Source organism: Rhodococcus sp. G6(2025), assembly GCF_058628105.1.
This window is the reverse complement of the sequence record NZ_CP179750.1, coordinates 6,134,961-6,148,470: the sequence shown is the minus strand read 5'-3', so window position 1 is coordinate 6,148,470 and position 13,510 is coordinate 6,134,961. Positions and strand designations below refer to the sequence as shown.

The following is a 13,510-nucleotide window of genomic DNA, read 5'->3' as shown; positions in this document are numbered from 1 at the left end:
CTTCTCCTCAACAGTAATGATCACCGACCGTACGCGGGGTCTCCCACGCGCCTTTCCGTCCGCGGATCCCGTGACGGGAGACACCCAAAAATATTTGATATGACTACCCGGTAACATCTGACGTGATGCAGGTAACGCAGACGCAGCCCGACGGAAGGAACCCCATGGCGGAAGAGCCCACCGGTGAGGACGCCGCTCCTCATGCCCGGACGCCGGCCGTCGCCGCGGGTGTGGTGGTTCTGGCCGTCCTCGCACTCGCGTTCGTCGCGGTCAGCGGCTACTTCGGCTACACACACCGGCAGGCGGCGCAGGAGGCTCAGCAGAGATCCGAGATCCTCGAAGCAGCGCGGCAGGGCGTCGTGAATCTGACGACGATGGACTTCGAGCGGGCCGACGAAGACGTGCAGAAGGTACTCGACGGCTCGGCCGGAGAATTCCGCGACGAATTCGAAGCCCGATCCAAGGACCTCATCGCGGTCATGCAGGAGGCCAAGGTCAAGTCCCAGGGGGAGGTGCGCCAGGCTGCGATCGAGACGCAGAACGGCGACTCCGCGGACGTGCTCGTCGCGGTCGCGCAGAAGGTGTCCAATGCGGGCGGCGCGGCCGAGGAGCCGCGCGGTCAGCGGATGCGGGTGACGATGCAACTCGAGGACGGCACGTACAAGATCGTGAAGGCGGGGTTCGTGCAGTGAGTACCGACGCATCGCCGAAGTCGCGCAGACTCCTCCTGATTCTGGGCGCGCTCACCGTGGCCGCGGCCGTGCTGGCGGGGGTTCTGTACTTCACGCTCTACCGACCCGACCAGCGCGTCGACGACGCCGTCCGCGCCACCGTCACCGACACCGCGTCGCAGGGCGCGATCGCCCTGCTGTCCTACAAGCCGGACACGGTGGAGAACGACGTCGGCGCCGCGAAGGAACGCCTGACGGGGGAGTTCCTCGACTACTACACACAGTTCACGACGGACGTCGTCGTCCCGGCGGCCAAGGAGAGCCAGGTCGCGACCCAGGCGACGGTGGCCGCGTCCGGTCCGGTCGAGGTGGCGGCCGACACCGCGACGGTGCTGTTGTTCGTCAATCAGACCACCACCAGTGCGGCGAAACCGGAACCGGCGGCAACGGCGACGAGCATCACCGTCGAGCTCACCAAGTCCGGCGACAACTGGCTGATTTCGGGCTTCGATCCGGTTCAGTCGTCCGGGTAGCGTTGGCGCCCATGAGTACTCTTCGAGAGGTCGGCGACCGCGAGTCGTGGCGTTGCTGGCTGTGTGACGAACCGGTGGACCCCGACATGTCGGTCAACGATCCGCGTGGCCCCAGCATCGACAGCGTCGTCACCGCGAAGAAGGCCAAGGCGAAGGGCGGCGTCGAACGCCTTGCGCACCGGGCGTGCAACACCAAGAAGGGTGCCGTCAAACCGGTCGTGCCGTGGCCCGACCGGTTGTTCGTCGTCGATCCCGCCCCGATCATCGGTGTGGTCGAACAACTCGGCCGCAAGGGCGGACGGGTGGCGGTGGCGCGATGTCCGGGCAAATCGGACGCCGAGGACGCGGCGGAGTGGTTGCTCGACAGGTTGTCCCGTCTTGCACCGGAACTGAACGTCGAGACGCAGATCGATGCCGCCGGTGGTGCGTATCTGCTCGTCCTTCGCACCGCCTGACCCGTGAGTACTTGTTAACCGCGGGGGGCTGTTGCGGAATTGAGTGAGGGCGGTCCGGGTGCGGGTGTCTCGTGCCGAGGTGGGTGCCGGTGCGGGGGTGGCCCCCGCCGGGTCAGGGGGTGGCCGGGAGCGGGGTGCCGCCGGTCAGGTGGGTGAGGATCTTGCCGAGGTTGTGCACGGCGGCGTGGAACGCCCATTCGCTGCGGGCGCGGTCGAGTCCGCGGCTGGTGAAGCGGCGGAATCCGAGGTTGTGTTTGGCGTGCCCGAACACGGTTTCGGCGATGGGTGAGCGTTTGCGGTAGGTGGCGATACCGGCCTCGGTGCGCAGCCGGTGGGTCATGGCCTGGATCGGATCCGCTTGCGGCGGTGGCGGTCCGGTGACCGGATCAGCGGTGGCGGCGGCCTCGAGGTGACGGGATTTGCCGGTGGCGATCAACCGGTCCGGGCCCGGCGCGGTGAGGTTCTCGCGGGAGCAGTAGCCGGCGTCGAAGAGCATCACCCCGATCAGCTCCTCCGGGCTCGTGCCGGTCGGTTCCTTCCCACGTCGGGTGGTGTCGATCAGGTGCGCGGCCGCCCCGGCCTTGTCGACCATCTCGGGGAAATAGTCGTAGTCCGCCGGGCCGGTCCCGACCCCGGTGGCCAGGATCAACCCGTCCTCGCTGGTGAAGGCCTGACAGTTGTAGCCCTGCACCCAGCCGCCGCCGCGCAGCGGCTGCAACCGCGAGTCGGGATCGGTGGTGTTGCGGCGCCGCTGCCCGGCGGCGGCGGTGCGCTCGCCCTGTTTGCGGAGGGCGGTGTCGAGTTCGGTGCGCCGGCGCCGGACCAGGTGGTGCTTCTCGACCGGTTTCGGTGCGAACCGGGTGCCCCCGCCCCCGGCCTCGGTGCCACCCTGGAACCGCTCGATCACCGCGTGCTGGGCGGCGACCGCCTCGGCCAGACGCCGCTCGGCGGCGGCGACCTCGGCCCCGACCGGCACCCGGCCCATCACCGTCTGGCCCGCGTCGAGCCGGGCCAGATAGTCCTGCGCCTTCCCCTCCCGCTCGCACCGTTCGGCGTCCTTCTCCGCGTCGAGCTGGGCCAATGCCTCGGCGATCCGGGCCGAGCGGGTGCTGGGATCGGCCAACTCCGCCGGCACCTGTCCCGGGCCCGGATCGTCCTCGCCGTAGAGGTCGTCCTCGGCGTCATCGGTGGCGGCGTGCGCGGCCACCGCGGCGGCGGCGATCCGCGCGGCCTCGGCCTCGGCTGCCCGGCGCAGCCCGTCCTCGGTGCGGTTGGCGTCCTTCGATGCGTTCGAGGCGATCTTCACCCCGTCCAACGCGATCGTCTCGAGTCGGCCCAGACCCAACCGTGCGGCCAGGATCAGGACCTGCGTGAACAGGGCCTCGCAGGCGGTGTGGTTGTCCTTGCGGAACCGTGAGATCGTCACGTGATCGGGGGTGTCGCCGGCGCAGATCACCCGGTAGGACACCACCTCCGAGCAGGCCCGCTCGATCTGCCGCGACGACCGCACCCCCCGCGACCACGCCCAGATCAGCAGGGTCACCAGCATGTCCGGGTCGTACCCGGCGCGCCCGGCACCCCCGGTGCGGCGAGAGCCGTGAAAAGCGCTGGTGTCGAGATGGGTGTCGACGATCTCGATCACCGTCCACACCGGATGCGTGGGCGGCACCCACTCCCGCATGTCCGGTGGCAACAAAAACTGCTGATCACGATTCACCGGTCGATACCCCTTGGCCACCAACACATTATCCAAGAAACATCAGGTCGGGGCGCCGCGGCACGCGGAGACCCCGACCCGGAAATTTGAAACAGCCCCCCGGCGGTTAACAAGTACTCACGGGCGGCGGAGTCGCACGAGGGAGTAACGTCGGGAACAGAACATGAATCCGACCTCGAGTGCGAAGGAATTCCGATGAATCTGGCCTTGACCGACGAGGAGCTGGCGTTCCGCGACGAGATGCGAACGTTCTTCACCACGCAGATTCCGGCGGAGATCCGCGAGCGGTATGCGCGTGGTGAAGAAGTGGGGAAGGAAGGGTTCATCGAGTCCCAGAGGATTCTGAACGCCAACGGGCTCGCGACGCCGCACTGGCCGGTCGAGTGGGGCGGCCGCGACTGGACTCCGGTGCAGAAGCACATCTGGCTCGACGAACTGCAGCTCGCCTCGGTACCCGAGCCGCTCGCGTTCAACACCAGCATGGTCGGCCCCGTCATCGCGGCATTCGGATCGCAGGAGCAGAAGGAGAAATTCCTTCCCCCGACCGCCAACCTCGACATCTGGTGGTGCCAGGGATTCTCCGAACCCGAGGCAGGCTCCGACCTCGCGTCGCTGAAGACCCGCGCCGTCCGCGACGGCGACGACTACGTGATCAACGGCCAGAAGACGTGGACCACCCTCGCGCAGCACGCCGACTGGATCTTCGTCCTTGCCCGCACCAACCCGGACGCCCCCAAGAAGCAGGCCGGCATCTCGTTCATCCTCGTCGACATGAAGACGCCCGGCGTCACGGTGCGCCCGATCAAGCTGATCGACGGCGGCTACGAGGTCAACGAGATCTTCTTCGAGGACGTGCGCGTGCCGGCCGAGAACCTCGTGGGCGAGGAGAACCAGGGCTGGAGCTACGCCAAGTTCCTGCTCGGCAACGAGCGCACCGGTGTGACCCGGCTGGGATTCTCCAAAGTCCGTCTCGCGCAGGCGAAGGAACGCGCAGCCGAGATCTCGGTCGGCGAGGGGACGCTGCTCGACGATCCGCTGTTCGCCGCCCGGATCGCCGAACTGGAGAACGAGATCATCGCGCTCGAACTCACCCAGCTGCGGGTGGTGGCCAGTTCGGCCGACGGCAAGCCGAACCCGGCGTCGTCGCTGCTGAAGCTGCGCGGGTCCGAACTGCAGCAGGCCACACTCGAACTGCTGACCGACGTCGCGGGACCCGACTCCCTGCCCTTCGCCGCAGGTGACGGCATCGCCTCGCCGCTCTGGGCGCAGCGGACGACTCCGACGTATCTGAACTACCGCAAGGTTTCCATCTACAGCGGATCGAGCGAAGTGCAGCGCAGCATCATCGCCTCCTCGATCCTCGGATTGTGAGGGCGTGACATGGACTTCGAACTGACCGACGAACAGAAACTGCTGCGCGACACCACCCGCGAACTGCTGGGCCGCAGCTACGACGCGGAGAAGCGCAACGCCGTCACCGACACCGAGCAGGGGTGGAGCCCGCAGGTGTGGAAGCAACTCGCCGAGGTGGGACTGCTGGGCCTGAGCTTCGACGAGGAAGACGGCGGAATGGGCGCCGGACCGGTCGAGGTCGCGTCGGTGATGACCGAGATCGGCCGCCGCCTCGCGCCCGAACCCGTCCTCGACGCCGTGCTCGTCCCCGGCGGTCTGATCGCTGCGTCCGGCAGCACGGAGCAGCGTCGCCGGATTCTGCCGGACGTGTCCGAGGGCAATCTCCTGCTGGCCTTCGCCGATCGGGAACCGGGTGTGCGCTGGCCGTCCACCCAGGTGTCCACGACCGCGAAGAAGGACGGCGACGCGTGGACCCTCACTGGTACCAAGAACCCCGTTCCGCACGGCGGTAGCGCGAACACCCTGGTCGTCACGGCGGCACTCCCGGACGGTGGGGTCGGACTGTTCCTCGTCGACGCCGATGCCAGCGGCCTGACCCGCACCGCCTACGCGACCCACGACGGATTGCGGGCCGCGCAGGTGGAACTGTCGGACACCCCGGCGGAGCCTCTCGGTGCGGGCGGCGACGCATCGTCGGCGATCGAGAGCGCGCAGATCCGGGCGCAGGCGGCACTGTGTGCGGAGGCCGTCGGCGCGATGGAGGAAGCGCTGCGACTGACCACCGAGTACCTGAAGACCCGCAAGCAGTTCGGTGTCCCGATCGCGAAGTTCCAGACGCTCACGCACCGTGCGGCCGACATGTACGTGCTGCTGGAACTGGCTCGCAGCATGAGTCTCTACGCGACGATGTCGCTGGCCGACGGAGCCGCCGATCCGGTGGTCGCCTCCCGCGCCAAGCTGCAGATCGGCCGCTCCGCCCGCACGATCGGGCAGGAAGCGATCCAGATGCACGGCGGCATCGGCATGACGGCCGAGTATCCGGTCGGCCACTACGTGAGCCGGTTGACGGCCATCGAGCACACCCTCGGCGGGTCCGACGACCACCTGCGGGTGCTCGCGTCGGCGACCACCCAGGGGACCATCAGCATCATTTAGCCGCCCCCGTGAGTACTTATTAACCGCCCGCGGTTAATAAGTACTCACGGGTCCAGGTCTCGGATTGGTATCGGAAAGAGCGTTTACGACGTGTCGCACAGGGACCCCAGTGTGACGCGGCTAACGTTCTGCGCGCACACCAGAACTCACGGGGGATGTACGTAATCTCGGTGAAGGAGCATTGCCATGGGGTCCGGTCCAGTCAAAGCGATCATGTGGAGCCTGCTTTTCGTGGGACTCGTCGGTGCGGGAGTCGGGATCTCCGAACTGCACGTTCCCTGGACGGTCGCATCGCTGATCGTCGCCTCGGTCTCCGGACTGGTCCTGCTCAGGATCCGCGCCGACGCGCACCCCGAACTGCACAGCGACCGCCGGATGGCTGCCGGCTGACCCGCGGTCACTCCGTCTGAAGACCGTCCGCCCACCTGCCGATGTCGCCGCGTTCGAGTGCGAGCGCCAGCAGTTCCGGGAACTTGTCCGGGGTGCAGGCGAATGCGGGAATGCCGAGCACCCCGAGGGCCGCGGCGTTGTCGTGATCGAACGACGGGGCGCCGTCGTCGGACAGTGCCAGCAGAACAACCACCTGGACGCCCGCGTTCGTCATCGCCGCCATCCGCCGCAGCATCTCCGCGCGGATCCCGCCCTCGTACAGGTCCGAGATCAGCACGAACAGCGATTCGGTCGGTCTGTCGATCAGTGACTGGCTGTAGGCGATGGCCCGGTTGATGTCGGTGCCGCCGCCGAGTTGCGTGCCGAACAGCACGTCGACGGGATCGGACAGCTTGTCGGTGAGGTCGACGACCGCCGTGTCGAACACGACCAGCGACGTCTTCAGCGCGCGCATCGAGGCGAGGACCGCGCCGAACACGGACGCGTACACGACGCTCGACGCCATCGACCCGGACTGGTCGATGGCGAGGACGACGTCGCGGTGCACGGCCTGCGATCGGCGGCCGTATCCCAGCAGCCGCTCCGGCACCACCGTCTTGTACTCGGGGAGGTAGTGCGCGAGGTTGGCGCGGATCGTGCGATTCCAGTCGATGTCGCGGTACTTGGGGTTGGTGATGCGGGCCGACCGGTTCAGGGCACCGGTGACGGCGGTCCTGGTCTTCTGCGCGATCCGTTCCTCCACCTCCCGGACCACCTTCTCGACGACCATCCGGGCGGTGGCCTTGCTGGTCTCGGGCATAACCCGGTTCAGGCTCAGCAGCGTGCCGACGAGGTGGACGTCCGGTTCGACGGCGTCGAGCAGTTCGGGTTCGAGGAGCAGCTGGGTGAGGCCGAGCCGGTCGATGGCGTCCTTCTGCATCACCTGCACGACGCTGCTCGGGAAGTAGGTGCGGATGTCGCCGAGCCAGCGCGCGACCTTCGGCGCCGATCCGCCGAGACCCGCGCCGCGACGGCGGCTCTTCGTCCCTTCGCTGCTGGTGTCGTACAGGGCGGCCAGAGCGCCGTCCATCGCCGCGTCCGCCTTGGACGCGAGACCGCCGGTGGATTCCTCGGCGGCGTTGCCCAGCAGCAGCCGCCAGCGGCGTAGCCGCTCCGCGTCTTCGGTCACGACGTCACCCCCAGAATGTCCGCGACGGTCCGGATCGCGATCGTGCCCCGACGAGCGTCGACCTCGGCGCGGGCATCGGCGGTGGACCCGCCCTCCACGGACTGCCCGATCGCCCGGCGTTCCCCGGTTTCGAACCCGCCGAACGTGCGCCGCAGCAGTGGCAGTACGTCGACGAAGTCCTGCTGGCGCAGCCCCGATACCCATCCGTCGAGCAGTTGCAGCAGTTGCCGGTCGTGGACCAGCAGCAGCCCACCGCCGCCGAGGAAGCCGTCGACCCACCCCGCCTTGGCGGAGGGATCGGCGCCGACGGACAGCGCCCGCGACAGTCGGGTGGCGGACTCGGTTTCGCTGACGGTGCCTGCGTCGCGGAGCAATCGGACCATGCGCCCGATCACGAGGCCGTTCACGTCGCTGCGGTCGACGAGGCCTGCGAGTGTGCCGAGCCATCGCGCCGACGCACGATCGTCGTCGCGCAGCATCACCGCCGCGTGGACGTCATCGACGGCGCGGCGCAGGTCGAGTGCGCTGTCGTCGTCCAGACCCGATATCGCGGTGGGCAGTCCGGCGCAGATGCGGACGAGCAGGCTGTCGGTGACGCGGGTGAGGGACGAGACGTCGGTGCCGCGGACGTCCCCGTATCGCAAGGTGCGGGTGAGCGCGGGCAGGGCATCCATCAGGTGCATCACGTCGTGGTCGAGTGTGGCCGCCGTCTCCAGTGCCCGCAGCAGTTCGGCCAGCGCATCGCCGAGATCCGACAGGAGGGCCTGCTCGAGCAGCCCGGTGAGCTGGGCGAGCGAGACGTCACCGGCCGACGCCTCCTCACGCACCTTCGCTGTCGCCGCGGCCTCGACGGTGGTGCCCCACAGCGACGCCTCGATGATCGACACCGCCAGTTCGGGTTTCCAGGTGAGGGACCACGTCTCACGGAATGTGCCGGTGCCGCGGATGTCACTGTCGGCCGGCGTGCCCCAGTCGACACCGAGGATCTGCAGGCGGTGCAGGAGCCGGGACCGCGCGACGTCGTTGTCTCGGCGCAGGTCGAGGTCGATGGTCTTCTCGGTGGCCTGCTGCTTGAGGCGCAGCGTCTTCGCCCGCGCCCGCAGGTCGGCGTCGAGGGGAACCGTCGGGGTGTTCTCCGGGACGGCGCCGAGTGCCTCGCCGACGACGAGTCGCCGTGTGATGAGGTCGAGCAGGACGTCGTCGCCGTCGCACATCACGGCGCGGGTGGCCTCGGTGACCTCGGAGAGACCGGCCAGCGGCCGCGCACGCATTGCAGCCAACGTGTCTGCGAGACGGACGGATTCGATGACATGCGCACTCGATACCGGAAGGTCCTCGTCCCGCAGCACCCGCGCGACCTTCGTGAGCCAGCGGGTGATCGTCCGGTCCGGTGCGGTGAACAGGTGGTGATACCAGCCGGGGGAGGCGATCCCGGCGCCGTACCCCGATGCCGCGGACAGTCGTGAATGCGTCCACGGCACCCACGTGAGCGAGGTCTTGATCTTGGGGATTCCCTTGAGGATTCGCGCGTCCGCGGTGGCCGGGCCGAGAGGACCGGCGAGTGCCGGGGCGTGCCACGCGCCGCACACCACCGCGATCCGTTGCGCGCCGCCCTTGATCACCTTCCGCAGCGTCTGGCGCATGTACGCCTCGCGCCTGCTGGTGGGCTCGTCGAGTTCGACGGTGTCCCGCAGCGCGGTCATGGCCTCGGTGATCGCGTCGAACGAGTCGGGACCCGAACCCGATTCGATGACGGCGTCCCACCAGCGTTCGGTGTCGTCGTAGCCCGCCGCGGCGGCCAACTGGGTCAGCGGATCCTCGGTACGGGGCTCGGAGTCGTCTGCGGCGAGGGTATTGGCGGCGGGAAGGTCGCAGAAGCGGACGTCGACGCCGCGCCCGGCCGCCCACGACAGCGCCTGCCACTCCGGGGAGAACACGGCGAACGGCCAGAACGCCGCCGTCCGGGGCTCCCCGGTGGCATACGCGAGCAGGGCCACCGGAGGTTCCATGGTGTCGGAGGCGGTCAACGCGACCAGCGGATCGGCGTCCGCGGGCCCTTCGATCAGGACGGCGTCGGGGACGAATTCGTCGAGCGCGCGCCGCACCGATCGTGCCGAACCGGGCCCGTGGTGGCGGATGCCGAAGACACGGACGTCGGAGTTCACCCCGTGACCTCGCGGCACGCCCGGTAGAAGTCGGCCCAGTCCTCCCGTTCGCGGACCACGGCCTCGAGGTATTCGATCCACACGACCTTGTCGGCCACCGGGTCCTTCAGCACGGACCCGAGAATGCCGGCGGCGACGTCGGACGGGCGGAGCACCCCGTCGCCGAAGTGCGCGGCGAGGGCGAGTCCGTTGGTGACGACGGAGATCGCCTCCGCCGTGGACAGCGTTCCGGACGGCGACTTCAGCTTGGTACGGCCGTCGCCGGTGACGCCCGACCGGAGTTCGCGGAACACGGTGACCACGCGCCGGATCTCGTCGACGGTCGCAGGAATCTCCGGCAGTTCCAGCGAGGACCCGAGTTGCTCGACGCGCCGCGCGACGATGGCGACTTCGTCCTCCTCGTCGGCGGGCAGCGGCAGGACCACCGTGTTGAACCGTCTGCGCAGCGCGGAGGACAGTTCGTTGACCCCGCGGTCGCGGTCGTTCGCGGTGGCGATCAAGTTGAAACCCTTGGCGGCCTGCACCTCGGTGCCCAGTTCGGGGATGGGCAGCGTCTTCTCCGACAGCACGGTGATGAGCGCGTCCTGCACATCGGCGGGAATGCGGGTGAGTTCCTCGACCCGTGCGATCCGCCCGCCCTGCATGGCCGTCATGACGGGGGACGGAACGAGTGCACCCGCTGTCGGGCCCTCGGCGAGAAGCCGCGCGTAGTTCCAGCCGTACCGGATGGCCTCCTCCGGCGTCCCCGAGGTTCCCTGGACGAGCAGGGTCGACTCGCCGGAGACCGCCGCCGACAGGTGTTCGGACACCCACGTCTTGGCGGTGCCGGGGACGCCGAGCAGAAGCAGCGCGCGGTCGGTCGCGAGCGTCGCGACGGCCACTTCGATGAGTCGGCGGGGACCGACGTACTTGGGGGTGATGACGGTGCCGTCGTCGAGTTCGCCGCCGAGCAGGTACGTCACGACCGCCCACGGAGACAATTTCCACGACGGTGGCCGGGGCCGGGTGTCGTGCGCGGCGAGGGCGGCGAGTTCGTCGGCGTAGGCCTGCTCGGCGTGGGGTCGTAGCAGGTCGGCCTGGGCGGCCGCGATCTCGGTCACTCGAGCTCCTTCAGGACTGTTCTGCGGTGGTCGATGTTGGTGGCGACGGTGGCGAATGCCTGGTGCCAGCCGGGATCACGGGTGCGTTCGGCTGCTGCGCGGAGGAGCGGCGCCGCAGCGAACGGGAAATGCGTCTCGGCGCTGCGGAGGGTCGAGTAGTGGCTGTGCCGGGAGAACTGCCCCAGGTCCTTGCCGGTCTCGGCGTGCCGCCCGGCGACGTCCTCGAGGCGAGCGATCACCCGCTCGGCGAGGTCGAGCGGCCAGGGGTGGGGAAGGCCGTCGAACAGGGCGGCGCCGTCGACGCCCAGCAGGTAGGAGTCGGCGCGACCCGACAGGATGTATGCGAGGCGTTCGCGGGCGGGGACGATCGGCACGACGCGACGTTCGGTTGTCCGTCCCTCCCGGTGCAGCAGAGCCGACGCCCAGCGCGGATTGCGCTGCAGCACGGTCGCGGTGGTCCACGCCTCCATCATCACCTCCCGCCACTGGTCTTCGATCCGAATCTCCAACGCGGTGGAGGCGGAGCCGATCATGCCTTCCCACACCGACAAGGGGGCGGCGGTGACCACCATCCGCAACCACCAGCTGCGGATTCCCTTGTTCTTGAAATGGACGTCCTCGATGCCGTCGCGACGGGCCGAATCGTCCAGGGAGCCGGGCATGTTCACCACGAGACGGGTGCGCAGCGGCTTCTTCTCCACGCGCACCCATGCCCGGGCGCGAGCGGCCATCCGCTCGGCGTATGCGGAGTTCGGCAGCTGGCGCAGCAACTGGACCGCCTGCTGGCGCACCTCTTTCCGCCGGTCGTCGAGTGCGTGCTCGAGCAATGCGGAGTCGGCATCACTCAGCCCCGTTCCCAGAACGGCGATGAACGCCGCCCGGTGCTCGCCCCGTTCGGAATCCCAGGTGTGGCTCAGTTCGGTCATCGCGATCGCCGGGTTCACCGCCCGCATCGCCGTGAGCCATTGCAGTCGTTCCTGGTGTGCGCCGTGCGTCCACACGTCGGTGCGATCGGATCGGCGGACCAGCATCGACCAGTCCGGGTTCTGCGCGGCGAGCCACTGGCCGCGGGGGCCCACCAGTCGGAGGATGCTCTCGCGGTGGGCGTCGTTGGTGCGGGCCACGGCCATCAGGTCGGCGACGAGATGATCCGGCGCGCGGTAATTCCGCTCGGTCACGACCGCGAACCACTCGGTGAGCGTCCACGACTTGGCTGCGAGCAACTGCATCAGGTGCGACGCGGACGCGGGCGGCAACTGCAGCCGCGGATCGTCCTCGGCGGGGGCGGGCAGCACGCGCGCGGAGGCGGCGACCCCGCCGTCGCGGTATGCGTTCTCGAGCGCGGCGGCGCCCAGCAGGGTCTCCGCCGGATCACCGCTGACCGCTTGCGTCAGTTCGCCGGTGGCCAGATCCTCGAACGAGGGGGTGGACCGTGCCGTGCCGAGCAGGGCGGCGGACAGGAGTTCGCTCATCGCCGGCTCCCCGCCGCCGCGGGCGAGGGCGTGCCGGGCCCGAGCGGGTACACGTCGCCGCGATCGAACACCGAGACGGGAACCAGCGATTCGCTGGTCCACTCCCCGAACACGGTGACGGGACGGCCGCCGGACATTCCGAGGAGCCGCCACAGGACCGGGTCTTCGCCGGACAGCGGCAGCGCGCGCCCCTCCGCGTCGACGAGAAACCAGTGCCCGTCGTCGATTGCCGGGGTGACGCCGGTGAGCAGCGCCGGCCACGAGCGGACCCACGGGTCGGCCCCGACCGCGGCGGCGAAGTGGTCGAGAGCGGTGTCGATGTCGCTCGGAGCGACGGTGGTGAATGGTTCGGGGGTCTCGTGGGCGTCGCCGAACTGGGCGCGCAGCGGCGCGGCGCCGGGGTAGAAGTGCACGGTGGCGTCGACGAGCGAACCGAGCGGCGGGACCACTGTCGAGAAGTTCGCGGAGCCGTGCGCGAAGTCCAGGAGGATCGCGCGGCGACCGTGGTTGCGGCCGATCAGCCACACCTTGCGGGTGAAGAGGCGCTTCTCCTCGGTGGTCTGCATTCCCAGGACCATCCACCGGTCACGGACTCCCGGCTCGCCGCGCACGCTGTCGGTTGCCACGGGGTACCCCACGTGCGAGCGCACCGACGCCTGCAGTGGTTCCGGTAGTTCGCTCAGACGGCGATGGGCGACGACGAGGAGGTGCAGCCTGGCGTACTCGCGGAGCAGCCGGTCCGGCCAGTCGGCGCGGGTGGCCACGACGATCGGCAGGCGACGCAGGGCGGACGCGACGCCGGGCGCCTGCGCGTCGACCATGCGGGCGGCGATGGCGTCGAACGCGGATGCCGAGATGTCGGCTGCGCCGAGCCCGCCGCGGATCTGGTCGGTGAGCCACAGGTCGAGTTCGTCGAGGCCCGCCGTCACCCGCTCGGTCCGGCGTTCGGTGGCCTTCGCACCGGCCGTCGTGGTGGCGGCAGCCGCCGGCGCGGCTGCCCGCCCCGCTCTGCGGCTCAGCCAGTCCGCCGCGAACGGCGGCGGCTCGGACCGCTCCGGGACCCGGCCGTGCGACCAGATCAGCAACAATCCGAGCGTGTGTTTGCAGGGAAATTTCCGGCTCGGGCACGAGCAGTTGTACGCCGGCCCGGAGAGATCGACGACCGATCGATAGGGGCTCTTGCCGCTGCCCTGGCACAGACCCCAGAGCGCGCCACCGTTGCTGCCCGTCTCCGACCACGCGGCCGACAGCTTTGCGGCGGCAGCGAGCGAGCCGGCATCGGGGGCGACCGATGCGACCTGTCCCTCCGACCAAGGCGACGTCACTCCGCC

General features: G+C 69.3%; 12 protein-coding genes. 6 read left to right on the top strand and 6 right to left on the bottom strand.

The annotated features are described in order from the left end of the window. The first annotated feature begins 164 nt into the window (after window positions 1-164). From ACLIVD_RS28415 to ACLIVD_RS28405, 3 genes are read left to right on the top strand one after another with little or no spacing between them, the layout of a single operon-like run. Window positions 165-692 carry an Rv1363c family protein gene (locus ACLIVD_RS28415; protein ID WP_491931020.1) on the top strand — a complete coding sequence of 176 codons (528 nt, stop codon included), beginning with the start codon at window positions 165-167 and terminating at the stop codon, window positions 690-692. Further along, window positions 689-1,204, top strand: a complete 516-nt coding sequence (locus tag ACLIVD_RS28410; RefSeq protein ID WP_283352902.1) for an Rv1363c family protein — start codon at window positions 689-691, stop codon at window positions 1,202-1,204. The genes ACLIVD_RS28415 and ACLIVD_RS28410 overlap by 4 nt, the downstream gene beginning before the upstream one ends. 11 nt (window positions 1,205-1,215) lie before the next feature. Next, window positions 1,216-1,659, top strand: a complete 444-nt coding sequence (locus ACLIVD_RS28405; RefSeq protein ID WP_005252226.1) for a hypothetical protein — start codon at window positions 1,216-1,218, stop codon at window positions 1,657-1,659. Window positions 1,660-1,771: 112 nt separating this feature from the next. On the opposite strand, the gene ACLIVD_RS28400 is transcribed toward ACLIVD_RS28405, so the two are convergent. Then, window positions 1,772-3,403, bottom strand: a complete 1,632-nt coding sequence (locus ACLIVD_RS28400; RefSeq protein WP_491932928.1) for a transposase — start codon at window positions 3,401-3,403, stop codon at window positions 1,772-1,774. 168 nt (window positions 3,404-3,571) lie between these two features. On the opposite strand from ACLIVD_RS28400, the gene ACLIVD_RS28395 reads away from it, so the two are divergent. From ACLIVD_RS28395 to ACLIVD_RS28385, 3 genes are all read left to right on the top strand, one after another. Continuing rightward, on the top strand, window positions 3,572-4,747 hold the full coding sequence (locus ACLIVD_RS28395) for an acyl-CoA dehydrogenase family protein (protein WP_280779966.1): 1,176 nt from the start codon (window positions 3,572-3,574) through the stop codon (window positions 4,745-4,747). 9 nt (window positions 4,748-4,756) lie between these two features. Continuing rightward, window positions 4,757-5,884: an acyl-CoA dehydrogenase family protein gene (locus ACLIVD_RS28390; RefSeq protein WP_491931019.1), complete on the top strand. Its 1,128-nt coding sequence runs from the start codon at window positions 4,757-4,759 to the stop codon at window positions 5,882-5,884. Between the two features lie 186 nt (window positions 5,885-6,070). Next, window positions 6,071-6,274, top strand: a complete 204-nt coding sequence (locus ACLIVD_RS28385) for a hypothetical protein (RefSeq protein WP_005252231.1) — start codon at window positions 6,071-6,073, stop codon at window positions 6,272-6,274. A gap of 7 nt (window positions 6,275-6,281) precedes the next feature. On the opposite strand, the gene ACLIVD_RS28380 is transcribed toward ACLIVD_RS28385, so the two are convergent. Genes ACLIVD_RS28380 through ACLIVD_RS28360 form a run of 5 tightly spaced genes read right to left on the bottom strand, consistent with a single transcriptional unit; the run spans window position 6,282 to window position 13,504 of the window. Then, a complete protein-coding gene (locus tag ACLIVD_RS28380) occupies window positions 6,282-7,442 on the bottom strand; it encodes a VWA domain-containing protein (protein WP_283352607.1) in 1,161 nt (386 codons plus the stop codon). Further along, a complete protein-coding gene (locus tag ACLIVD_RS28375) occupies window positions 7,439-9,607 on the bottom strand; it encodes a DUF5682 family protein (RefSeq protein ID WP_491931018.1) in 2,169 nt (722 codons plus the stop codon). Before ACLIVD_RS28375 ends, ACLIVD_RS28380 begins: the two co-directional genes overlap by 4 nt. Then, on the bottom strand, window positions 9,604-10,707 hold the full coding sequence (locus tag ACLIVD_RS28370) for an ATP-binding protein (protein WP_283331094.1): 1,104 nt from the start codon (window positions 10,705-10,707) through the stop codon (window positions 9,604-9,606). Before ACLIVD_RS28370 ends, ACLIVD_RS28375 begins: the two co-directional genes overlap by 4 nt. Further along, complete coding sequence (locus ACLIVD_RS28365; RefSeq protein WP_491931017.1) at window positions 10,704-12,179, bottom strand: DUF5691 domain-containing protein; 1,476 nt, start codon at window positions 12,177-12,179, stop codon at window positions 10,704-10,706. Before ACLIVD_RS28365 ends, ACLIVD_RS28370 begins: the two co-directional genes overlap by 4 nt. Beyond that, window positions 12,176-13,504, bottom strand: coding sequence for an SWIM zinc finger family protein (locus ACLIVD_RS28360; protein ID WP_491931016.1), 1,329 nt, complete (start codon window positions 13,502-13,504; stop codon window positions 12,176-12,178). Before ACLIVD_RS28360 ends, ACLIVD_RS28365 begins: the two co-directional genes overlap by 4 nt. Between the last annotated feature and the right edge of the window lie 6 nt (window positions 13,505-13,510).